General features: G+C 65.0%; 19 protein-coding genes and 1 pseudogene. 11 read left to right on the top strand and 9 right to left on the bottom strand.

What is annotated here, in order from left to right:
- Positions 1-44: 44 nt before the first annotated feature.
- The 6 genes from MKK52_RS04365 to MKK52_RS04340 all read left to right on the top strand — a co-directional run bounded on the left by MKK52_RS04365 (position 45) and on the right by MKK52_RS04340 (position 7,764).
- The gene (locus tag MKK52_RS04365) at positions 45-1,409 is read left to right on the top strand and encodes an MFS transporter (protein WP_243952564.1); all 1,365 of its coding nucleotides are present in this window, start codon (positions 45-47) and stop codon (positions 1,407-1,409) included.
- Between the two features lie 32 nt (positions 1,410-1,441).
- The gene (locus tag MKK52_RS04360; RefSeq protein ID WP_243952563.1) at positions 1,442-2,572 is read left to right on the top strand and encodes an L-talarate/galactarate dehydratase; all 1,131 of its coding nucleotides are present in this window, start codon (positions 1,442-1,444) and stop codon (positions 2,570-2,572) included.
- Between the two features lie 188 nt (positions 2,573-2,760).
- The gene (locus tag MKK52_RS04355; RefSeq protein ID WP_243952562.1) at positions 2,761-3,738 is read left to right on the top strand and encodes a 2-hydroxyacid dehydrogenase; all 978 of its coding nucleotides are present in this window, start codon (positions 2,761-2,763) and stop codon (positions 3,736-3,738) included.
- Positions 3,739-3,841: 103 nt separating this feature from the next.
- Complete coding sequence (locus MKK52_RS04350) at positions 3,842-4,936, top strand: ABC transporter substrate-binding protein (RefSeq protein WP_243952561.1); 1,095 nt, start codon at positions 3,842-3,844, stop codon at positions 4,934-4,936.
- Positions 4,937-4,946: 10 nt separating this feature from the next.
- The gene (locus MKK52_RS04345; protein WP_243952560.1) at positions 4,947-6,668 is read left to right on the top strand and encodes an ABC transporter permease; all 1,722 of its coding nucleotides are present in this window, start codon (positions 4,947-4,949) and stop codon (positions 6,666-6,668) included.
- A 1-nt stretch (position 6,669) separates the two neighbouring features.
- Positions 6,670-7,764 (top strand): ABC transporter ATP-binding protein, encoded by a 1,095-nt coding sequence (locus MKK52_RS04340; protein ID WP_243952559.1) that lies wholly within the window; start codon positions 6,670-6,672, stop codon positions 7,762-7,764.
- Between the two features lie 14 nt (positions 7,765-7,778).
- Here the strand turns inward: MKK52_RS04340 and glxR are convergent, their stop codons facing one another.
- Positions 7,779-8,678, bottom strand: coding sequence for a 2-hydroxy-3-oxopropionate reductase (glxR, locus tag MKK52_RS04335; RefSeq protein ID WP_243952558.1), 900 nt, complete (start codon positions 8,676-8,678; stop codon positions 7,779-7,781).
- Positions 8,679-8,705: 27 nt separating this feature from the next.
- A complete protein-coding gene (locus MKK52_RS04330) occupies positions 8,706-9,476 on the bottom strand; it encodes an HpcH/HpaI aldolase family protein (protein ID WP_243952557.1) in 771 nt (256 codons plus the stop codon).
- Positions 9,477-9,795: 319 nt separating this feature from the next.
- Here MKK52_RS04330 and MKK52_RS04325 point away from each other — a divergent pair, with 319 nt between their 5' ends.
- Positions 9,796-10,020 carry a hypothetical protein gene (locus MKK52_RS04325; protein ID WP_243952556.1) on the top strand — a complete coding sequence of 75 codons (225 nt, stop codon included), beginning with the start codon at positions 9,796-9,798 and terminating at the stop codon, positions 10,018-10,020.
- A gap of 50 nt (positions 10,021-10,070) precedes the next feature.
- On the opposite strand, the gene MKK52_RS04320 is transcribed toward MKK52_RS04325, so the two are convergent.
- The 4 genes from MKK52_RS04320 to MKK52_RS04305 form a co-directional block, all read right to left on the bottom strand.
- The gene (locus MKK52_RS04320) at positions 10,071-10,826 is read right to left on the bottom strand and encodes an FkbM family methyltransferase (protein WP_243952554.1); all 756 of its coding nucleotides are present in this window, start codon (positions 10,824-10,826) and stop codon (positions 10,071-10,073) included.
- A gap of 124 nt (positions 10,827-10,950) precedes the next feature.
- On the bottom strand, positions 10,951-14,685 hold the full coding sequence (locus tag MKK52_RS04315; protein ID WP_243952552.1) for a glycosyltransferase: 3,735 nt from the start codon (positions 14,683-14,685) through the stop codon (positions 10,951-10,953).
- Positions 14,686-14,766: 81 nt separating this feature from the next.
- Positions 14,767-15,660 carry a class I SAM-dependent methyltransferase gene (locus tag MKK52_RS04310; RefSeq protein WP_243952550.1) on the bottom strand — a complete coding sequence of 298 codons (894 nt, stop codon included), beginning with the start codon at positions 15,658-15,660 and terminating at the stop codon, positions 14,767-14,769.
- A 45-nt stretch (positions 15,661-15,705) separates the two neighbouring features.
- Entirely contained in the window at positions 15,706-16,719 is a 1,014-nt protein-coding gene (locus MKK52_RS04305; protein WP_243952548.1) for a Hint domain-containing protein, read from the bottom strand.
- A 359-nt stretch (positions 16,720-17,078) separates the two neighbouring features.
- Between MKK52_RS04305 and MKK52_RS04300 the strand changes: the two are divergent.
- The 3 genes and pseudogenes from MKK52_RS04300 to MKK52_RS04290 form a co-directional block, all read left to right on the top strand.
- Positions 17,079-17,270 (top strand): annotated as a pseudogene (locus MKK52_RS04300) (transposase); the annotation flags it as partial.
- A gap of 89 nt (positions 17,271-17,359) precedes the next feature.
- Positions 17,360-17,521: a YqaE/Pmp3 family membrane protein gene (locus tag MKK52_RS04295; RefSeq protein ID WP_243952546.1), complete on the top strand. Its 162-nt coding sequence runs from the start codon at positions 17,360-17,362 to the stop codon at positions 17,519-17,521.
- A gap of 39 nt (positions 17,522-17,560) precedes the next feature.
- Entirely contained in the window at positions 17,561-17,848 is a 288-nt protein-coding gene (locus MKK52_RS04290; RefSeq protein ID WP_243952544.1) for a hypothetical protein, read from the top strand.
- Between the two features lie 32 nt (positions 17,849-17,880).
- On the opposite strand, the gene MKK52_RS04285 is transcribed toward MKK52_RS04290, so the two are convergent.
- The 3 genes from MKK52_RS04285 to MKK52_RS04275 form a co-directional block, all read right to left on the bottom strand.
- Positions 17,881-18,357, bottom strand: a complete 477-nt coding sequence (locus MKK52_RS04285; RefSeq protein WP_243952543.1) for a hypothetical protein — start codon at positions 18,355-18,357, stop codon at positions 17,881-17,883.
- A gap of 337 nt (positions 18,358-18,694) precedes the next feature.
- The gene (locus tag MKK52_RS04280) at positions 18,695-19,804 is read right to left on the bottom strand and encodes a helix-turn-helix transcriptional regulator (RefSeq protein WP_243952542.1); all 1,110 of its coding nucleotides are present in this window, start codon (positions 19,802-19,804) and stop codon (positions 18,695-18,697) included.
- A 29-nt stretch (positions 19,805-19,833) separates the two neighbouring features.
- Positions 19,834-20,202: a hypothetical protein gene (locus MKK52_RS04275; protein WP_243952541.1), complete on the bottom strand. Its 369-nt coding sequence runs from the start codon at positions 20,200-20,202 to the stop codon at positions 19,834-19,836.
- Positions 20,203-20,985: 783 nt separating this feature from the next.
- On the opposite strand from MKK52_RS04275, the gene MKK52_RS04270 reads away from it, so the two are divergent.
- Positions 20,986-21,306, top strand: coding sequence for a hypothetical protein (locus MKK52_RS04270; protein ID WP_243952540.1), 321 nt, complete (start codon positions 20,986-20,988; stop codon positions 21,304-21,306).
- Positions 21,307-21,375 lie beyond the last annotated feature (69 nt).

Raw genomic sequence — 21,375 nt, 5'->3', positions numbered from 1 at the left:
TGCTCCGTGAGCGACGAGACGGGCCTCGACATCGGAGGACCGCCATGGCTCAACCAGGGCACGCCCTGAAGAAGACCAATGTCAGGTACGTGATCCTGGCGCTGATCTTCCTGGCAACGACATTCAATTACGTCGACCGCGCCACCCTCTCCGTCGCGGCCCCGGCGATGCGCGCCGAATTCGGTTTCGATGCGATCACGATGGGTCTCGCCTTCTCGGCCTTCGGCTGGGCCTACACGGCGATGCAGATCCCCGGCGGCTGGGTGCTCGACAAACACGGCACCCGCCTCGTCTACGGCATCGGCCTGATCCTGTGGTCGGCCCTCACGATGATGCAGGGCCTCGTCCACGCCGTCTCGTTCACCTTCCTCGCGCTGTTCGCCCTGCGCTTCCTGATGGGCATCGCCGAAGCGCCCGCCTTCCCGGCCAACAGCCGCCTGACGGTGATGTGGTTCCCGACCAAGGAACGGGCCTTCGCCACCTCGATCTTCCAGTCCGCGCAATATTTCGCGCTCGCCGTCTTCACGCCGATCATGACGTGGATCCTGCACGCCCATAGCTGGCAGGCGATCTTCTACTGGGCCGGCGGCGTCGGCATCGTCCTCGGCATCGTGTGGCTGCTCTACGTCCACGAGCCGCGCCACCACCGGGGCGTCAACCAGGGCGAGCTCGACTACATCGAGGCCGGCGGCGGTCTGCCGAACATGGGGGACAAGCGCGACCGGATCCGTTGGTCCGAAGTGAAGGCGCTGATCAGCAACCGCATGATGGTCGGAATCTATATCGGCCAGTTCTGCCTCACCACGATCACGTGGTTCTTCCTAACGTGGTTCCCGACCTACCTGCTCGAAGCGCGGGGCATGTCGATCCTCAAGGTCGGCCTCGTGGCGGCGATCCCGGCGATCTGCGGCTTCCTCGGCGGCCTGGCGGGTGGCCTGTGGTCGGATTGGATGCTCCGGCGCGGCTTCAGTCTCACGACGGCGCGCAAGCTCCCGATCATCGTCGGGCTCCTGTTCTCCTCGACGATCATCCTTGCCAACTACGTCCAATCCGACGTGTTCGTGATCGTGGTGATGAGCGTCGCCTTCTTCGCCAAGGGCATCGGCAACCTCGGCTGGTGCATCGTCGGCGACGTCTCGCCCAAGCAGATCATGGGCGTCAGCGGCGGCATCTTCAATCTGTGCGGCAACCTCGCCAGCATCGTCACGCCGCTCGCCATCGGCATCATCGTCAAGGAAATGGGCTCCTTCGACCTCGCCCTCGTCTACATCGGCGTGGTCGCGCTGATCGGCGCCCTCTCCTACCTCGTCATCGTCGGGCCGCTGAACCGCCTCGAGATCCGCGGCGACGGGCGCGCGGTGGATGCGGAGCCGGTCCTCCCGCGCGATGTCGGCACCGCCCGGGCCTGAGCGCGGCATTCCCAACCCTTTTGGAGGACATCATGGCCCAGGACACAGTCACCGGCATCCGCCTGCGCTCGGTCTACCTGCCGCTCAAGACCCCGATCAGCGATGCCAAGGTGCTGACCGGCCGGCAGAAGCCGATGACCGAGATCGCGATCCTGTTCTGCGAGGTCGAGACCGAGGGTGGGCATCGCGGCCTCGGGATCAGCTACTCGAAGCGGGCCGGCGGGCCGGGGCAGTTCGCCCATGCCTGCGAGATCGCCCCGGCGCTCCTCGGCGAGGACCCGAGCGACATCGCCAAGGCCTGGGACAAGCTCGCGTGGGCGGGCGCCTCGGTGGGGCGCAGCGGCCTCGCCGTGCAGGCGATCGGCGCCTTCGACGTGGCGCTCTGGGACCTGAAGGCGAAGCGCGCCGGCCTGTCTCTGGCCAAGCTCCTCGGGGCGCAGCGCGACTCGGTGCGCTGCTACAACACCTCCGGCGGCTTCCTGCACACCCCGCTGGAGGAGCTTCTGGTGAACACCGACCGCTCCCGCGAGAAGGGGATCGGCGGCATCAAGCTGAAGGTCGGTCAGCCGGACTGGGCCCTCGACATCGAGCGCGTGTCCCGCGTTCGCGAACATCTCGGCGACGCCTTCCCGCTGATGGTCGACGCCAACCAGCAATGGGACCGGCCGACCGCGATGCGGATGGGCCGCATCTTCGAGCGGTTCAACCTGATCTGGATCGAGGAACCCCTCGATTGCTACGACGCCGCCGGCCACGCGGCGCTCGCCGCCGCCCTCGACACGCCGATCGCCACCGGCGAAATGCTGACGAGCGTGTCCGAGCACTGGGACTTCATCCGCCAGAACAGCGCCGACTTCCTGATGCCGGATGCCCCCCGCGTGGGCGGCATCACCCCCTATCTGAGGGTCGCGACGCTCGCCGAGTTCGCCGGCATGACCATCGCCCCGCACTTCTCGATGGAGCTGCACATCCACCTCGCCGCCGCGATGCAGCGGGAGCCGTGGGTGGAGCATTTCGAGTGGCTGGAGCCGCTGTTCAACGAGCGTCTGGAATTGCAAGATGGACGGATGCTCGTGCCGACCCGCCCCGGTCTCGGCATCAGCCTCAGCGAACAGGCGCTGGCCTGGACGCGGGACGTGGCGGGGTTCGGCAGCCTGCACTGATCGCTGCGAGAGGACGGTGACGACAGTGCCCGGTTGCAATCCAGGTCCTGTCGTCGGCGATTGATGCTCGAAGCGCAACAATTGATGCAAGATTTGAACTAGACATGATCGAGCAACAATGTTGGCTTGGTCATCAAAGCAAATATCCGCTCACTGCAAGTGGATAGGCCGGGAGGGGAGTTATCGCCATGCATTCGCCGGCGCCTCATGTGCTGCATTACGGCATCTCCAAGCCACTGATCGATGCGGGGATTTCCCAGCATTTCACACCCGTCCGGATCCCGAACGATACGGATTATTCCGGGCTGGCCGGAAGCGAGGCGGCATCGATCCGGGCCATCGCGGCCGGCGGCGGCCATGACCCGATCGACGCGCGCTTCTTCGACCGTCTGCCCCATCTCGAGATCGTCGCGAGCTTCGGCGTCGGCTACGACCACATCGACGCCGCCGAGGCGGCCCGGCGCGGCATCGTCGTCACCCACACGCCCGATGTCCTCACCGACGACGTCGCCGACATCGCCCTCGCCCTCCTGCTCTCGACCGTGCGCCGGACGGGCGAGGCGGAGCGCTTCCTGCGGAGCGGCGCCTGGCTCGCGGGCGCCTTTCCCCCCACGGCGAGCCTGCGCGGGCGTTCCGTCGGCATCCTCGGGCTCGGCCGGATCGGCAAGGCGATCGCCCGCCGGGTCGAGGCGTTCGGCCTGCCCGTCAGCTATTGCGGCCGCCGCAACCAGCCCGAGGTCGATTACCCCTATTACGCGGACGTGCTCGACCTCGCCGCTGCGGTCGACACGCTGGTCATCGCGGCGCCGGGCGGGGCCGCGACCGACGGCCTGGTCGGGCGTGCGGTGCTGGAAGCCCTGGGTCCGAACGGCATCGTGGTGAATGTCGGCCGGGGCTCGATCATCGACGAGGCAGCCCTGGCCGGGGCGCTCGCCGACGGCACCATCGCGGGCGCCGGGCTCGACGTGTTCGCGCACGAGCCGCGGGTGCCCGAGGCCTTGCTCGCCTGCGCCAATGCGGTGCTGCTCCCCCATATCGGGTCCGCCTCGCATCACACCCGGGACGCGATGGCCCGCCTCGTCGTCGACAACCTCGTCGCGTGGTTCGCCGGGAAGGAACCGCTGACGCCGGTGCCGGAAACCGCCGGGCCGCGCACGGCCGCATAGGGCCAGACGGCCGTCGGCGAGGCCGCGCCCCGCGCGGACCCCAAAGGGCCGAACCCCGGCGAAGACCGGAGGCGGCGTCCAAACAACAACGATACGGGAGGACATGATGACGGAATTGACGAAGGGCGGGCCGTCCCGGCGCAGCCTGCTCGCCAGCGGCCTCGCCCTCCCGCTCGCGCCCGCGCTCCTGCGGCAGGCCTGGGCGCAGGGCCACGCGACCACCACGGTCCACGGCTTCGAGACAGGCGCCGACGTCGCGGCCGCCGAGAAGGAGGGCGAGATCCTCTTCTACACGCACGACAGCGATCCTGCGGCGGCGGCGCTGATGAAGGCCTTCTCGACCGATTTCCCGAAGATCAAGGGCAACTACCTGCGCGCCCAGACCGGCGCGCTCTACAGCAAGCTCCTGGCCGAACGCTCAGCCGGCCGCTTCGCCGCCGACGTCATCCAGTTTTCGGAAGTCCCGACCGCCATGGACTTCCGCAAGAGGGACGGCTTCGAGCTCTACGTCTCGCCGCAAGCGAAGGCCTATCCTGAGACCGCGCTCGACAATCCGCCCGGCTACTTCTTCCATTCCGGCGTGCTGCCCATCGGCATCGCCTACAACACCGACCGCGTGCCCGAGGCCGAGGCGCCCAAGAGCTGGAAGGATCTGCTCGACCCGAAGTGGCGCGGCACGATCAGCACCAAGCAGGTGACGAGCGGATCGCAGTTCGTGCAATGGTACGAGCTGCGGCGGCTCTACGGCGACGGCTTCTGGAAGGACTTCGCCAAGCAGCGCCCGCGCGGCTTCGATTCCCGCGCCCAGATCTTCGACCGACTCGCAAAGGGCGACGACAAGATTTGCGGCATGGCCGAATGGGCCGGCTACCAACTCGCCAAGGACAAGGGCGCTCCGGTGCGGTTTGTGGTGCCGGAGGATGGGGCGCCGACCGCGACGCTCGCCACCGGCCTCGCCACCAAGGCGCCGCACCCGCAGGCCGCCCGCCTGTTCCTGGACTGGCTCATGTCGCAGCGCGGGCAGGCCGTCTACCAGAACAACCCGTTCTACTATTATCCCTCCCTGCGCAGGGACGCGCCGCCGATGCCCGGCGGGGCCAACCTGCGCGAGTACAAGCTCCTGTTTCCCGACATCGAGAAGCTTGCCCAGTCCCATTCCGCCTTCGTCAAGGAATGGAACGGGATGATGGGCCTGTGAGCCGCCGGCCATGACCGCGCTTACGGACGCCCCGCCCCTGCCGATGGTCGCGCACCGCCGGCATTTCCCGACGCAGAAGGTCGTCGGCTATGCCGTGGCGATCACCGCCGCGCTGTGCGTGCTCTACCCGATCTACTACCTGATCCAGGCCTCCCTGGACGTCGGCGACCCGAACGTGCGGCCGCCGACCGCCTACGGCCTCGACAATTACGCGCTGCTCCCGAACTACTGGGAGGTGATGCTCAACACCCTCGTCGTCGCCTTCGCCGCGACGGCGATGGCGATGGTGTTCGGCTTCCTGTTCGCCTGGATCCTGACGCGCACCAACGTGCCCTTCCGCGGCACGCTGGAGCAGCTGATGGCGGTGCCCTATTACGTCACGCCGCTGCTCGGCGCGCTGGCCTGGAACTTCCTCGGCGCGCCCGAGAGCGGGTTCATCAACCAGATCTGGCGTGCGCTGGGCGGCGGCGGGGCGATCGTCGACATCACGGGGCCCGTCGGGATCGCCTGGGTGATGGCGCTGTTCGAGGGCTCCGTCGCCTTCGTGATGATCAGCGCCGTGATGAAGTCGATGGATCCGTCGCTGGAGGAGGCGAGCCAGATCCTCGGCGGGAGCCGGCTGCGCACCATGCTGAAGGTAACCCTGCCGCTCGTCGCCCCCGGCGTGCTCGGGGCCGCGCTCTTCGTCTTCGCCGAGATGCTCGGGTCGTTCGCGGCCGCGCTGGTGCTCGGGACGCCGAACCGCTTCTACGTGATCACCACGGCGATCTATCAGCTCGTCTCCCAATACCCCCCGAAGCTGCCGCTCGCCGCCGCCATGGGCGTGTCGCTGTTCGTCGTGATGTTCGCGATGCTCTATGCCTACCGGCGTGTCACCCGCGGCCGCAGCTACGTGACCGTGACCGGCAAGGCCTTCCGGCCGCGCCCGATGGATGTCGGGGGCCTGCGCTGGGCGCTGTTCGCGCTGTGCATCGCCTATGTCGTCCTCTCGGTCGTCCTGCCGATCGCGACGCTGGGCTACGCCTCGGTCCAGCGGCTCGCGGTGGCGCTGCCCTCGGCCGACAACTTCACCCTGGAGCATTACCGCACCGCGCTCTCGCTCAACGCCGTGCGGCAGGCGATCTGGAACAGCCTGTTCCTCGGCGTGCTGACCGCGACGATCGGTGTCGTCGTGACAGGGCTGCTCGCATGGCTGATCCAGCGCTCCCGCCTCGCGGGGCGGGGCATGCTCGAATACATCGTGATGTTCCCGCAGGCGGTGCCGCGGCTGGTCTTCGCCTTCGGCATGATGTGGGCGTGGCTGGTGTTCCCGATACCGGTCTACGGCACGATCTGGATCCTGCTGATCGCCTATCTCACCGTGTTCCTGCCGCTCGGCGTGCGGGCGATCAGCGGCGTGCTGGTCCAGCTCGACAAGAGCCTGGAGGAATGTGGCGAGGTGTGCGGTGCGAGCTGGGGCCAGCGGCTGCGCACCATCACCATGCCGCTCCTGAAGCCCGGCCTGTTCGCCGCCTGGCTGCTCATCTTCGTGGCGAGCGTGCGGGAGCTCGGCGCCTCGATCCTGCTGATGGGGCCCGATTCGAAGGTGCTGACCCCCGCCATCGTGGAGGCGTTCTTCTCCTCCTCGAGTGAACTCACCGCGGCGATGGCGCTGATCCAGACCGCCTTCGTCGGGGTCGCGATGCTCGTCTTCCTCGCCATCACCCGCCGCTACGGGCGGATCGGAGCCTAGCATGAGCCCGGGACAGCACATCGAGGTCGAGGACCTTGTCATCCGCTACGGCGCGGTGGCTGCGGTCGGTCCGGTCAGCTTCACGGTCGCCGCCGGCCAGCAGCTCACGCTGCTCGGGCCCTCGGGCTGCGGCAAGACGACGACGCTGCGCGCGGTCGCGGGGCTGGAGAAGCCGAGCGCGGGCGCGATCCGCATCGGCGGCCGCACCGTCTACGACGGGGCGCGCGGCATCGACGTTCCCGCCGAGGCGCGGGGGCTGTCGATGGTGTTCCAGTCCTACGCGATCTGGCCGCACATGACGGTCTTCGAGAACGTCGCGTACGGCCTGCGCGTGCGCCAGAAGGGGGCGGCCGAGATCCGCGAGCGGGTGGGCGCCGCCCTCGACCTCGTCCAGATGGGGCCGTACGCCGACCGCCACGCCTCGCAGCTCTCGGGCGGGCAGCAGCAGCGGGTGGCGCTGGCGCGGGCCTGCGCCTTCTCGCCGTCGGTCCTGCTGTTCGACGAGCCGCTGTCGAACCTCGACGCGAAGCTGCGGGGCGACATGCGCATCGAGCTGCGCGAGCTTCAGCACCGCCTCGGCGTCACCTCGCTCTACGTCACGCACGACCTGGAGGAGGCGCTCGCGATGTCCGACAAGATCGTCGTGATGCGCGCCGGGCAGATCGAGCAGAGCGGCCCGCCCTCCGAGATCTACAATTATCCGCGCACCGAGTTCGTCGCCGACTTCGTCGGTTCGGCCAACCTCATCCAGGGCCGGATCAGGCCGGACCTGACCCGGGGCGACGCGATCGCCCTGGAGACCCCGGGCGGCCACCTCATCCACGGATCGGCCCACGGCCGCGCCGTCGGCGACCGGCCGAGCTTCTCCGTCCGGACGGTCCATCTCAAGCTGACGCCGCAGGCCCCGGCGCATGAGACGAACGTGTGGCCGGTGACGGTGAAGCGGGCCATCTTCCTGGGCGACCTCACCCAGGTTCATGTGGAGTGGGGCGGCCGTGAATTGGTCGTCCGCCAGACCGGCATGCAACCCTGGTCGGAGGGTCAGGCGGCCTCGCTGTCGGCCGACCCGGACCATTGCATCCTGCTGGAACACTGAGTTCCCCGGCGGGGTCAGGCGACCGCGGGCGGGCCGGCCAGGGTGCGGTTCGCCATGAGCTCCAGGGCCCGGACCATCGCGGAATGGTCCCACCCCTGGCCGCCCTGCGCCGCGCAGGTGTTGAAGAGCTCCTGCGCGGTCGCCGTGTTGGGCAGCGGCACGCCGAGCGTCCGGGCGCCCTGAAGCGCGAGGTTCAGGTCCTTCTGGTGCAGTTCGATCCGGAAGCCCGGGTCGAAGGTGCCCTTGACCATGCGTTCGCCGTGCACCTCGAGGACGCGAGACGCGGCGAACCCCCCCATGAGGGCCTGGCGCACGCGGGCCGGGTCGGCTCCGGCCTTCGCGGCGAAGACCAGCGCCTCGGCCACGGCCTCGATGTTCAGCGCGACGATGATCTGGTTGGCCACCTTGGTGGTCTGGCCGTCGCCGTTCCCGCCGACGAGGGTGATGGTCTTGCCCATCGCCTCGAACAGCGGCATCGCCCGCGCGAAGGCGGCCTCGGGCCCGCCGACCATGATGGTGAGCGAGGCGGCCCTCGCCCCGACCTCGCCGCCCGAGACCGGTGCATCGAGGTAGTCGCAGCCGCGTTCGTTGATGCGGCGGGCGAGGTCCTTGGTGGCGATCGGCGAGATCGAACTCATGTCGATCACCAGCTTGCCGGGGCTCAGGCCCTCTGCGACACCGGCGGGACCGAACAGCACCGCCTCGACCTGCGGCGTGTCCGGCACCATCGTGATGATCACGTCGGCCTGCTCGGCCACGGCGCGGGCGCTCTCGCAGACGCGGCCGCCGGCCGAGACCAGATCCTCCGCCACCGGTTTCGATCCGGATTTCAGGAAGAGGTCGTGGCCAGCCTTCATCAGGTTCGCCGCCATGGGGCGGCCCATGATGCCGAGCCCGATAAATCCGATCTTCATGCGCGTCGTCCTCTTCGTTGCGCCGGGTCAGGCGTCATCCTTGAACCGGGCCGCCAGGGCCTCCGAGGCGCGGGCCAGGAGACCTGCATCCGAGCCGACCGCCGTGAGGCGCGTGCCCGCCGCGATGTAGCGCCGGGCCAGGTCCTCGTTGGCGGTCAGGATGCCGGCGACCTTGCCCGTGCGCACGATGCGCCGGATCGTCTCTTCGATGATGCGGACGATCTCGGGGTGATTCTGCTGGCCGAGATAGCCGAGGCTCATCGAGAGGTCGCCGGGCCCGATGAAGACGCAGTCGACGCCGTCCACCGCTGCGATCTGCTCGAGATTGTCGAGCGCGTGGCGCGACTCGACCTGAACGGCCACGAGGAGTTCGGCCTCACACGTCGCGTGGTAATCCGGGATGCGCCCGAACCGGGCGGCCCGGGGCGATTGAGAGAAGCCGCGCACGCCGCGCGGTGCGTAGCGGGTGGCCGCCACGGCGATGCGGGCCTGCTCGGCATCGTCGACGTTCGGGATCAGGAGCGACTGGGCGCCCGCGTCGAGGATCCGCTTGATGACGATCGGGTCGGCGCTCGGCACCCGCACCATGGGCTGGGTGCCCTCGCCGGTCATGACCTGAAGCTGGCTGTAGACATCCCGCAGGTCGTTCGGCGAATGCTCCATATCGAGGAGCAGCCAATCGAACCCCGCCCCCGCGACGACCTCAGTGGAAATGGTGTTGGCCAAGCTGCACCAGAGACCGATCTGCTGCTCGCCGGCCTGCAGAGCTCCCTTGAGCGTGTTCCTCCACTGGATCATCGTCTGTTTCTCTCCACGATGTCGCGCAATTCGCGCCTGGCCATTCTTTCAGGGGCTCCCCCGATGCGGCCATTGCTCGGACGAGCGTGAATGGAGAGATGTATTCGGTCAAACGCCAAAATTGGATTGATTAATGTGAAACGTGCATCAATCCAGGCGAACGTCGCGTACGGGTCGGACGCCGCGGGGCCAGGAGGCCGGCGACATCCCTGCGGAAAAGCGCAATGCGGCCAAGCTTGCCGGCTTTGTCGGCTTCGTGAACCTCCATTGCAGCGCGCTCAAATCGGACGCGGAACGCTTCAAGGGCGCGATCCGGTCGATGGGAGTCGATCCCGCGGAGATCGATCGCGACGCGCCGATGCTGCAGGCCCGCGCCTCCCTCGCCGCCTACGAGAAGGATGTGCCGGCAAGCTGCGGAGAGGCCGTGGAGCTGTTCGGCCAGAAGGGCCGGATCATCCCGGGGATCTTCCTCGCACGCTGCCCCTCACCCAGCCCTCGCCCCGGAACCCGCATGACGGCGGTGGTGCTCACGACGCTGCGGTAGTTCAAGGTCAGGATCCGGGCGATTTCCGTATAGGTTTTGCCCTTGTCCCATCATACGAGTTGGAAGCGTCTCAGCATCGGAAGGTTGCAGGCGTCGCAGGCTTCCTTGAACTTGGTCAGGCGCTCGGAAGGAACCAGGGCGTGGTTCCAGGCGGCATCGTCAAAGAGTACCTCACCGTCATGGATCGCCATGTCGGGCCTAAGCCGGAAATCGATGTAGTCGACGTCGTGAAGAAAGGCGCCGATCGCACTCCGCCGTGCCGGCTTGACGACTTCAGCAAAGATAATGGGCCGATGCAGGAGAATGGTCTCGCGGGCGCCACGTAGGAAGGCGTGTTCGTGGCCTTCGATATCGACCTTGATTACGCCAATCGTATCCGTGATCGCGAAATCGTCGAGGCGCTTTACGGGAACCTGAATTGTCGAGTGCGGCTTCTGGAAGCTCTGTTCGAGAGACGCACTCGTCTCGATCAGTCCGTGTCCGGGATCGGGGAGATGAAGGTCGGCCGTGCCGGCATGCTCGCTCAGGGCCGCCTCGATAAGCGTCACCCGTGCAGTGAGATCGTTGACAGCGAGATTACGCTTCAGGATCTCAACGACGGTCGGCAGGGGTTCGAACGCAATGATCCTTCGGTCGCGCACTACCGTGCCGGCCATGACCGTGTAGACGCCGGTGTTGGCGCCGACATCGACGAAAAGACCCTCCGTGCGCAGGAGCGTCGCCATCATCAGGAAGGGCAGTGGAGCCTCGTAACCGCCGGACGCGATCTGCCGGGCAACGAGATCCATATCGTCGGAGGCGTCCAACTGAAACGAGTGTCCGGCGAAATCGATTTTTATAAAGCTCAAGTTCTTACTTTCGTCGGAGGAGGAGATGCGTATCGGTCTCGCTTCCACAGTAACGTCAAAATCGGGGGCTCGAAACGACGCCTCACGATGTTGCTTCCGTCCAGATCGCCCTCGGATCGGGCCAGAACCCCGCGTAGAGAGCCACGAGGTCCGCGCCCTGATCCGCCATGGTTCGCGGCGATACCGAGGGCGGAGGCGGACTGTGAAGAAAGCGCTGCGGGTTCTTATCGATCAGCCTCAGCACCCGCAGTAACGCGTCGGGACCACTCACGTCGATGCGGAAGCCGTCTACGTCGTCGACGATCTCCTCACCAATAGCGCCGCGGTCGCTCGCCACCACCCAGAGCCCGGCGGTCCGGGCCTCGCGCGTTACGAGCCCGAAGCTCTCCGGCCAGAGTGAGGGGGCCAGCAGCACATCAAGGTCCGCGTAGAGGTCGCAAATCCGCTCTTGTGCCACCCTCCCGATGATGCGGACCGGTGTCGTCCCCCAGACCTCCTCGCGCAGGTAGTCGCCGTCGTGCGCGTGATCGACGACGGTCATCGAGAGCTGATCGAATGCGTGCGCGCGCAGCACAGCCTCAATCAGAACCGCGCCCTTATGGACCGTGCGACCGCCGATTTGCCCTAGGCGCACGCGCCTGGTCGCGCTTGGCCGGCGGTCGACCCGTGGCAGGATCGAGACGCCATTCGGAACCGAGATCGTTCGGGGATGGCCCGCGGCACGATAGAGCTGAGCGAATGTGTTCGAGACTGTCAGGAGCCCGGCCGCGCCATCCATCAAGCGGGCCAGCCCGCGCCGGCGCGCGACCGACGCGATGGGTGTGACGCGGCGGTTCAGGCTGTCCCGCAAGGGGTCCAAGGATGGGGTTCGCAACTGCCCGTCCTCATCGACAAGGAACTGGTAATCCGAGATCCACCACGCATCGTGCAACGTGATGAGATAGGGCAGGCCTCGTTCGGCGACGGCCTCCACCACCGATGCCGTCAGGTGCTGCACGCAGTGAAAATGCACAAGATCCGGCTCGAACCGATCAAGCAGAGCCTCGAACGGCGCCTTCATTCCCGGATCGAACCCGCGCCACTCCCCGTATTCCAACTGGGGCGCCGCGATGCGATAGACCGGTACGCCGCGATAGGCGTCGATCCGGGTTCGATAAGCCGGTTCGACACCGTGATCGGTGGCGACAACCGCGATCTCGAACGCGTCGGCGGCGTGGTCGAGGAAGTAATCGACGTTGTCGCGCACGACGCGCGTCGCACCGCCGACGGTTTGCGGCGGGAAATAAACAGCGACGACGAGAAGGCGCGGTTTGCGCCGTAACCCGGTCTCAGTCGAGGCAACCGGCGCCGTCACGCGCGCGATGCCCGGGGCTTGTCCGCTCTTGGCAAGATCACCGGCCTTGCGGGCTTTCGCGGGGGGCGGAAGGAAGCAGGAGAGAATTCCGGTTGCCCCGTCGAGCCCGTACTCTCGCACGGCCTTGGCTCGGGCTTGCCGGCCGACCCTCCCGCGCAGATCGGCGTCCCGGACCAGGGCATCGATGGCGCGTGACCAGTCCTTTGGGGTCTGTGCCAGAAACGCGTCTTCGCCATCGACGAGGATATCGCGATAAGTCTGGGTCGCGGAGACGACGGAGGGGATGCCGCACATGGCGGCCTCCAGCCACTTGATCTCGCTCTTGGCGTCCGACATCGGGCTGGGCGCCAGGACCGCCAGGTTGATGTCGGCCCCGGACAGGGTCTCCCAATACGCGGAGACGTCCGAACTGAAGCCGAGCTGCAGGACCCGATCGGCGAAGGGGGCGAACCTCCTGTCGAGCTGGAGATAACCAGCGATGACGAGACGAACATGCGGCTGGCGGCCTAGGACGTCGAGCAGAGCCGGTGCCGCGATGTCATTGAAATCCCGATTGTGGGCCTTCGTCCCAGATCCGTAAAAGATCGTCACGGTGGATGGGCAGAACGGCATTGGGGGCCGGTCGAGGAACGGAGCATTGCGCTCGTCCAATCCGTTGCGGAGCACGTGGCAGATTCCGGAGCGCACGAGAGGTCGCATCGCCTGCGCGAGAGCCGGGGTTGACGCGAGTCCGACCTCGCATTGCCGCATGGCGTACCAAAACAGAGGCACCCCGTACTGCAGTCCAATATATTCAGCGCTCGTGATCTGTCCTTCAAAGCTCTCGAAAGGATCGGGATAGAGAGCTGGATCGAAGAGGAGATCATCGATCTCGTAAATCGTCGGGATGCCAAGGGCACGTGCGTACAGGATTGCATGCAGCACTGCGGGGAAAGCGACGACGCGGTAGAAGATCACCGCGCATGCCCGATCCAGAGCCAGCCTGCACGCCTCGACCTCAGACTGCGCATAGATCTCCACCGTCCAGCCCATGCGCTCCAGTTGCATGCGCTTCTGCACGACTCGGTAATGGTCGCATTGTGGGAGGCTACGGTTGGCGAGGATGACCACGACGCCCTCCGGCGGGCCCGGAAGCCGCGCTGGGAGGGGATCGATAACCGGGATCACCTGCGTCAGGCGATCCAAACATTCGGTGAGGCAGGTGTCGGCTTCGGCGCGACGGCCCTCGGCGTAGAGATCTGTCGCCCGGCGGCTGGCGGCAGCGAAGACCTCCGAGATGACGCGGTGGCCTGCGGCGCGCCACGCGACGGAGTTCCGGCAGGACGGGGCCGAACGCATCAGGCGATCGAGGGCCGCAGGCGCTCCCTCCGGCCTCTTCACCAGACATTCCGCGGCGTGGATGTGGCTCCAGACACTCGCATCAGGCGCTTCGGCAGCAGCAATGAAATCTTCGGCCGCCTCCTCCCTCCGGTTCAGAACGAGCAGGGAATCGCCGCGGCGATGGCGCATGCGGAGGACATCAGGCCGGATCGCGAGAGCGCGGTTGAAGGCCTCGACCGCCAACGCGGCGTTGCCGCGCATGAGGTGATGCTCCCCGATCTGCTCGTATAGCTTGGCCGATCCTGGGCCCCGCACCACCTCGGCCTTGAGGACAGCGAACCCCGTCGTGATGAAATGCTCCAAGGCCGCGAAGCGTCCTGAACCTGGCCGGCCCGCTTTGCTCGGCACTCGGGCGCGATAGAGGGTCTCGTCGAAGGCGGCTGGGAACGTGTCTTCGCCAATCAACGCGAAAAGCGCCCTACCCTCGTTGGGAAAGGCCCCGAGTAGGATTCCTCGGTTGAGCCATTCGCGGTAGAGGTCGGCATCGCTCGCCGTGGGCGACAGGCTGGTCGCGGCGACGCGATAAAATGCCGGGTCAAACGCCTCCCGAATGGCAATTGGCGCAAGGCGCTCGATACCATGCTGGAGGAACAGCCTTATCCCATCCGCGCGGGATACGGGCTGACGGGGGAGCCACGCCGCATTCAGGAGCGCGAACTCGAACAGCATGAAACGGTCCAGCCAAGGCCCTGGCCATACCCCCGCAGCGTCGAGCATACCTTTGAGGCTACAGTTCCGCACAGTCCGAGATGATGCATCATTCGCGGCGGTCTCGCCGACAAAGAGCTGCTTGAATTCTTCTTCATACACGCCCAGGTCGAACTGATAGGTCCGTTTCTCCCGGCGTCCGTGCAGAAGGTAATGAGCCTCAAGCTCCCATGGCTGTCTCATGTGATTGAGATCACTGTGCAGCGCGCGATACTGACTTGGAATGAAATCAGCCGGCAGGGAACCGTATCTTTTTTCAAGTTTAGAAATATAAAGCTGAGCGTTAAATCCTTTTAAATTCTTGTACTTTCTTTTAATTTTTAGCTTGATTGACTGGAAAGAGCGGCGCGCAGCATTTCTTGCAACAATCAGCATATCTAGTTCTGCAGTGGTGCATCAGCGCTGGGGTGCGCCCGTTGGGTGTGTCTCGATGAGGGGATATCCGCCGAGTGTCGATTAGAACCCAGCCATCAACTTTGCGGTATGGCGTCGCGCCTCCAGCAAGCCCCGGAGATGGTCGATTGCCCCGACCTGCAAGCCGAGCAAGGCCCCTGCCTCCGTTTGGGCTTCCCGTCGCATCGAAACGTAGAACTCGAACCCATCCGGCTGTGGGGCTGAGACATGGTTCAGCACGAAGGGAAACAGGCCGAGTCGCGTCGCGCCTTCGACCAGATCAAGGAATGCAAGCGGCGTGAGAACCCAACAGTGGCAGGCGACATAGGCGCCAGCGGCCAGCGCAGCGGCCGCTTCGGCATAGGCATGCGGTAGGGCCGCTTCACCTGCCATCCGCGGCGCATGCACCGGGTCCTCGCCCATCCAGATCCCCTCAGGCGTGATGGCACGCACATCGTGGGTATGACCGAAGATCTGACGCGGGCTCGGCCGCTCATAGGCAAGCAGATCCGCCTCGATCAACTCAGCCAAGGTGCTGACCGGCCGAGCGGCGTCGAACATGAACCGCTTGTCCGGCAGCGACAGGTTGAGCACTCCGCCTGGGCGCAACGCGGCGTGGATCCCCCGCAGCCACCCCAGCAGGTTGGGGACGTACTGGCCGACCTGGGCGGCCAGCGCGAAGTCGTAATCATCGCGGCCGAGAAGAGCCGTAAGCGCGCCCGACCCGGACCAAGCGTGATCGATTGGTACCGCTCCGGCAAAGCCCGCACCGACATCACGGCTGCGGTCGACGTAGGTGATGGACAGACCGTCGGGCAGCGGTATCGGGTTGTCGGCCGGGCCGAACTCCAGGCCGCGACCTTCCGGCAAGCCCACATCGTGCGTGAGACGCGCCAACCGACGGTCGCTCGCCCGGCGCGCCAGGAACGCGTCGAGCGAGAGTGATCCGGGTTGCATAAGCCCTTATCCCCTGCCCGACGCGCCCATTGCCCGAAGTGTTGATCAGGAGACGAGGACGCCGAGGGTCGCAGTCTCATCCCAAGCGCAATGCCCAGCGAGTTCACCCGCGAACACCGCATCGATCCGACCACGCTCGGCCTCGACGAGGGCGCCGTCCACTGCGACGGGGCGGCAGCGGGCGGACAGGCCCGGCACGACGAAGTCCGGGTTGTGCAGGGCATGGTCGGACTGCGCCGCAAAGAAATCGCGATCGCCCCAATCGAGGTAGCTCTCGGCCGGAAGACCCTCGGCAAGCAGGATGTCATGGGCGTCGAGTTCGACGTGCCAGTAGGTCACGTTCGTGGCCGGCTCGCGGGCGATGGTCGTGCCGTTGACTAGGCACATGATCGGGACAAGCGCGCCGCCATGGTGGTCGGCGTCCGCGCCAACGAGCACGGGGTGTCCGGGGGACAGACGCAGATCGCGGGCGGGTAGGCCAGGACCGAAAGCGCCTCTGCGGATGCGGACCGGCTGCTGGTCGTGGGGTAGCGCTTTGCCGGCGCCGTCGAGATTGCGTTGTCCGATCCAGGTGATGGGCCGGAGGGCGCCCGAGGCCGTGACGGCACGGTCGCCGACAACGAGATCTTCCACGGCCACATCGCCACGGCTGGTGCGGATCAGCGTACCTGTCGTGAAGCAGACGGGCGCGGCGTAGCTGTTGAGTGACGTGTCGCCGTCAGAAGTGAACCGCGTCCGGTTCGCCGAACCCGATCCGAACACCTGTGAGTTCGACAGAATGAGGCGCGTCGAGGAGCTATCTGCTCCGGTCTGCGTATCCGAAAACTGGATCATGGACGAGTTGTCGAACTGCGTCGCGTAAAACGTCGTCGTCGACGATGTCGTGGCGCCCGGCAGAATACCAGTAACCGTTATAGGATCACCAGCGGCACTCACCGTTCCATTTACGGTGAGAGGATTTGTGGAAGCATCATCAACTTGGAAGGATGCGCTCGGAGCGCCATCGTCTGTTCCGGCAAAGCCTGCCTGGTAGACGGTGTTGTTGAAGGTAATAGCCATCGGCGCTCCCCAAAGTTTCCTTTGGACAGTCGACCTCAGAATAAGTCGACCGTCTCTTTTTGCAAAGTGCCAACGCTTGGATCGTTGACTACAATTGGAAACATCAAAAATCGGCTATCGAGGTCAAGGGATGATTATCCCGGCACGTTTCGGGATAATTGGGCAATCCTCTTCGTGGCCATGATTGCTAGGCAGCCGTTAGATGAAAGAATCGACAGAAAGTGCCTTTTTTGCTACTGTTGATAAGAGGCAAATGAGGCATGCGGTCGGCCCAAAGAATCAGGTGCCGCTACCCGCCTGACCTTGCCCCTGGCCTGCCCTCATTCTGAAGCGAGGGTCCGTCGAGTAGGAGACGGACCATGAAGAAGAGCCGGTTCCGCGAAGAGCAGATCATCGGCATCCCGAAGCAGCCGCAGGCTGGGCTGCCGGTGGCTGAGATCCGTCGCCGCCACGGCATCGGCGACGCGACGTTCTCCACGTAGCGCTCGCGCTTCGGCGGCCTGAAGGTCTCGGACGCGCGGTGTCTGAAGGCGCTCGACGAGGAGAACCGTCCGTGCGGATGCTGGTGACCGACGATTGATCGGCCAGGAACGATCCTTCCTGGGGGATGTTCGGTCTCAGTTCTGGAGACCGACACTCTATGGTTATGATCATCATCTGCATTCTCGCGCCATGGCTCGCCATGTTCCTGCGCGGGAAAGTCATCCAGGGGATCCTGTGCATCCTTCTGCACATCACCCTGATCGGCTGGATCCCGGCGACGATCTGGGCCCTGGTGGTCACGCGGAAGGAAGCGGCCTGACGCGCGTTGATCCGAGAGACCGGGAACCAGAGAAGTGCAATGCGCTCCAGCCGCAGATCATCGAAGACGGCCGCATCGCTCCTGACGATGGGCACCGAACTCGCGATGCTTGGCGTCGAGGCGCAGATGGTCATCGGTCAGCGCATGACGCTGTTCATGTTCGGCGGTCCGAAGGCGCGAAAGGAAGCCCGCCTGATGGTGACCGAGAAGGTCAAGGCCGCCGGTGAGGCCGCCTTGACCATCGCCATGGGCGGCACGCCACGCAAGGTCGTGCGCGGCTACCGGCGGAAGGTCCAGGCGAACCGTCGGCGCCTCGGCACGGGCTGACGGCGCCCCGAACGCTGGTGCGCCGCGGCCATTCAGGAACGCGTCGCAGACAGGGCCTGAACGGGCTTGATCAGGTGCGGCGCGGCCGTCTCATAGAGCTCGATCATCCGCTGGCATTGGGTCTCGGTGTCGGCCCGAAGGGCTCGATCCAGGCGCTCCGCGACTTTTTGGAGGTGAGGCGAGCGCTTTTGGTAGAGGTCGGCATGATTGATGCCGTGCGCCCGGGCGTATTCATGAAAACCGGCCGGATCGAGCCGAAGTCCGGGACAGCGACGCGTGGCCAGTTCGGCTTGGACGACGTCGGCAAGAGCGTCGTCGGGCAATCGGCCCGCGTCACGATAGTGGCTCGCCACGTTGACGAAGATCATCCAGAGGCAGACCGGAACCGCAAAGCGGCTGACGGTGACAAGCGACGAGGATAGCCGGAAGCGGGCGATCGCATCGGCGATCCGATCGAGTGCGGTGCGCCCTCGCCGTCCGACGCGCGGGTGCGCTCCGGCTCCGCCCATCACTACAGGCCGAGAAGCGTCCGAGGTATACGGGGCACAATCGCCAATCGCAGGGGCTGCAAAGTCGGACAAAACAGGCCTCCCGTTTCCGCCGTGATGCTGTAGCGCCGACTCTCGACGTCAATCGGGCGCTTTGATCTCCCAGTGTGTCTGTTCGCGAAGTTTTGGCGCTGCGATGAAATCGCTATCACGAGCGTCCGTCGTACAGTTGACGGTCTCGCCCTCAGGACCTTGGTCGCGATCGAGCGCGATCTCGAACCGCCTCGTGTCCTGGTGTGGGCATCGCATGATCATGGGGCTCCGACAGACGATCTCGGAGGGTTACGTCGAAACGCGGTCAATCTGACATGCGGCTGAACTGAGTGAGCAAGACGATGAGTTCGCTCTGTCGATTGGTTTCGGTCTTCGCTATGATCCGCTTGAGATGTGTTCGCGCTGTCAGGAGACTGATACCGAGCTCGTCTGCGACGGCCTTGATGCTGTGGCCGTTCATGAGCCGTTGGCAGAGATCGATTTCGCGGCCGGTCAATCCATAGGTTGTCCTGAGAGAGCCATGTGTGAACTCGGGGGGCTTCCTCAGATCCTTGATCGTCACGATCACGCGTGCACCGCGAAAAAATTCCAGCCCGTTGCTGCGAAGGGGCATCGCGCTCAGCACGAGAGCGGGTCGCCCCGAAGCGCTCACTGTGACGGGCGCAAGCGCCGCGTCATGAGCCTTGAAGTTGTCCCAGATCGCCGCCTCGAGATGTCTCCGGACTGCCACGGTCGCCTGCCGGTCGTTGGGGACGGACAGTTGCCCATGTTCGAGATCCAACAACGATCCAAGGAGTTGGTCCGCCAACCGATTGACGTGGACCACGCGTCCGACGCGGTTCACGAGTAAGGCCGCGACGGTGAGCGTATCCAGCGTATCCGTCATGCCGTTGAAGCGGGCTTCGGCGACGATCTGAGCAAAGTGAGCCGCCCGTTCAATCGGCGCGCTCAAGCGCAGCGCGGTCGCTTGCTCGTCTGCTGTGAAGAACCCTTCGTCGCTCGACCGTTGGAGGGTGAGGCACCAGATATCGTCTCCCGCCGTGATCCGCACACCCGCGAACCACTTGAACCCGAATCGACCGAGAAAGTCGTTGTAGTACGGGCTCTTTCTCATGAACTCAGGCGAGGATACATCCTGATCGACCAAGATCCCTGTGCTCAAGAGCTTTGGGATGCCGCTGATGCGATGGTCGTGCTCGGCCCATCCCGCCTTGAAATACGCGTGCATCAGATCTTCGCAGGAGGGGCTGATCGGCAACCCAGGGACGCGGCCTTTGATGGGCAGGATCGCTGCGCCCCGTGAGTGGGTATGCTTTGCGATGTGATCGATCGCCGACGTACAGGCCTCGTGACTGAGCGCCGACCTGATGAGGGCGTCTTCGATTTCCTTGATGGCCGCATCGTCCAGGGTCATCGTAAAGCCCGTCGGTGAAGGGGTAAGGTTCATCGCTCGTCGTGAAGTCGGGCCTCATCGGCATTTCCCGCGCGGGGATATGCCTCGGTGACAGCGGTCAAACGCGGCGGGTCGAGCGTATCCCGATAGGGATGTTCCACTATCTGACTAAGCTCGGCGATGATCGCGTCCAATTCTGTCGCCGCAGCCCCGTAGAGTTGGAACACACAGTGGTGCACGGCGCGCACGCCTCGGTCGCGGGCTGCGTCCACCGCAGCCGCTTCCGCCCAGCCCTTCTGGCGCAGGGTCTGGGAAAGGGTGCGATACTCCGCGAGGATATCAACGCCGACTTCGGAAGCCTTGGCCTCGACCCGATCACTGTCGATCTCGGTGAGCGATAGAGTGACGTGGCGGACCATCGGCATGCTCCCTGATCTCATCCGAAGCGGTTCACGTGACGAAGCATGGCCGACGACAGGGAGCCTTGAGCCGGATCGCTCATGTCCGCGATTGGTCCGGGCCGTCGAATTCCCGACATGACGCGCGTGTCTTCGACTTGCGGAATGCCTACCCAAAATCCTCGATGTTACACTGTTGGGCGGGGCCGTGCCGCCGCGAAGACAACAATACGAGACGGGCGTGCGAAGCCTCTGCATCAGATCGCTCCGTGGCGTGGGCGCGAACAACTTCGTTACAAGAAAAAATGAAATTAATTGTGATGAAACTCAAAAAATCGTGATTTGCCGTTTCTGTTCGTATTCAAGGGAAGGAATGCTAGATAATTTATTATTTCGAGCGGTCTGTCGGCCCAAGAGGCGGCGATGGATCGGCAATCTTCGACGAGCACGCGGATTGTGGAAGGGATTCGCGCGCATGTTTCGCACGAAGGACTGATCTCATCGGGTGCCGCAGGAATTCGCAGTGTGGATTATGGTAACCAGGCGAGCCGCATCGACCGAAGCTTACTTGGCAAGGTGAGTACCAAGGGCCATTGGCGGCAGATCTACGATTGAGGCGGCTTCCCCGTCCTAGCCTGATCGCGCGATCGCCAATTTGTGAGCGAGCGAACCTGGGGTCGATGACGATATACCTAAAACTGGGTACGCGAGTTTATCTCGGCGGAGATACTCTAAATCTGAGGCATCAATGTTGATGCCCCCAGCATCGATTGCTGGCCGCAAGCAAGACGGACGTCTTGCGAGATGGAGGATGCGATGACTCATCACCGAATTCAGTTCATCGTGCGTTCTGCGTCGTTGATCGCTCTGATCGGATTAGGTGCAACAGCGATGGGGCCGTTGCAGGCGTCCGCAAAGCCGCTCCGGGTCAACACACACATCCTCGCGGTCGATGCGCCCCTGGAGCCGGCCGAAGCGGCTCAGACAGGATCGCTGCCGGTCTCGACGGGTCTGAGAGATGTCGCTCACATCCGGCGCAGCAGCGCCCTCGGCAACGCCGAGTTTCCCGAGCGCGAACCGATCGGGATGCACTTCGGCAACACGACCGGCGGCGGATTCGAATAACGCATGAGAAGTCCCGGCGAACGCTCTTCGCCGGGGTCTACGAGGGGCTACTGGTTGTGAGCTCGAATG

The sequence above is a fragment of the Methylobacterium sp. J-067 genome (genome assembly GCF_022829465.1).
Classification (GTDB): Bacteria; Pseudomonadota; Alphaproteobacteria; order Rhizobiales; family Beijerinckiaceae; genus Methylobacterium; species Methylobacterium litchii.
The sequence above is the reverse complement of the archived record's forward strand: the minus strand, read 5'-3'. Positions and strand labels throughout refer to the sequence as shown.

Bases quoted from the DNA above. Each gene is read 5' to 3' on its own strand.
- MKK52_RS04310 (WP_243952550.1), bottom strand. From the start codon at position 15,660: ATGCAACCCGGATCACTCTCGCTCGACGCGTTCCTGGCGCGCCGGGCG.
- MKK52_RS04305 (WP_243952548.1), bottom strand. From the start codon at position 16,719: ATGGCTATTACCTTCAACAACACCGTCTACCAGGCAGGCTTTGCCGGA.
- MKK52_RS04355 (WP_243952562.1), top strand. From the start codon at position 2,761: ATGCATTCGCCGGCGCCTCATGTGCTGCATTACGGCATCTCCAAGCCA.
- MKK52_RS04340 (WP_243952559.1), top strand. From the start codon at position 6,670: ATGAGCCCGGGACAGCACATCGAGGTCGAGGACCTTGTCATCCGCTAC.
- MKK52_RS04280 (WP_243952542.1), bottom strand. From the start codon at position 19,804: ATGACCCTGGACGATGCGGCCATCAAGGAAATCGAAGACGCCCTCATC.
- MKK52_RS04325 (WP_243952556.1), top strand. From the start codon at position 9,796: ATGGGAGTCGATCCCGCGGAGATCGATCGCGACGCGCCGATGCTGCAG.
- MKK52_RS04270 (WP_243952540.1), top strand. From the start codon at position 20,986: ATGGAGGATGCGATGACTCATCACCGAATTCAGTTCATCGTGCGTTCT.
- MKK52_RS04275 (WP_243952541.1), bottom strand. From the start codon at position 20,202: ATGGTCCGCCACGTCACTCTATCGCTCACCGAGATCGACAGTGATCGG.
- MKK52_RS04330 (WP_243952557.1), bottom strand. From the start codon at position 9,476: ATGATCCAGTGGAGGAACACGCTCAAGGGAGCTCTGCAGGCCGGCGAG.
- glxR (WP_243952558.1), bottom strand. From the start codon at position 8,678: ATGAAGATCGGATTTATCGGGCTCGGCATCATGGGCCGCCCCATGGCG.
- MKK52_RS04285 (WP_243952543.1), bottom strand. From the start codon at position 18,357: ATGGGCGGAGCCGGAGCGCACCCGCGCGTCGGACGGCGAGGGCGCACC.
- MKK52_RS04350 (WP_243952561.1), top strand. From the start codon at position 3,842: ATGATGACGGAATTGACGAAGGGCGGGCCGTCCCGGCGCAGCCTGCTC.
- MKK52_RS04345 (WP_243952560.1), top strand. From the start codon at position 4,947: ATGACCGCGCTTACGGACGCCCCGCCCCTGCCGATGGTCGCGCACCGC.
- MKK52_RS04295 (WP_243952546.1), top strand. From the start codon at position 17,360: ATGGTTATGATCATCATCTGCATTCTCGCGCCATGGCTCGCCATGTTC.
- MKK52_RS04290 (WP_243952544.1), top strand. From the start codon at position 17,561: ATGCGCTCCAGCCGCAGATCATCGAAGACGGCCGCATCGCTCCTGACG.
- MKK52_RS04365 (WP_243952564.1), top strand. From the start codon at position 45: ATGGCTCAACCAGGGCACGCCCTGAAGAAGACCAATGTCAGGTACGTG.
- MKK52_RS04360 (WP_243952563.1), top strand. From the start codon at position 1,442: ATGGCCCAGGACACAGTCACCGGCATCCGCCTGCGCTCGGTCTACCTG.
- MKK52_RS04315 (WP_243952552.1), bottom strand. From the start codon at position 14,685: ATGCTGATTGTTGCAAGAAATGCTGCGCGCCGCTCTTTCCAGTCAATC.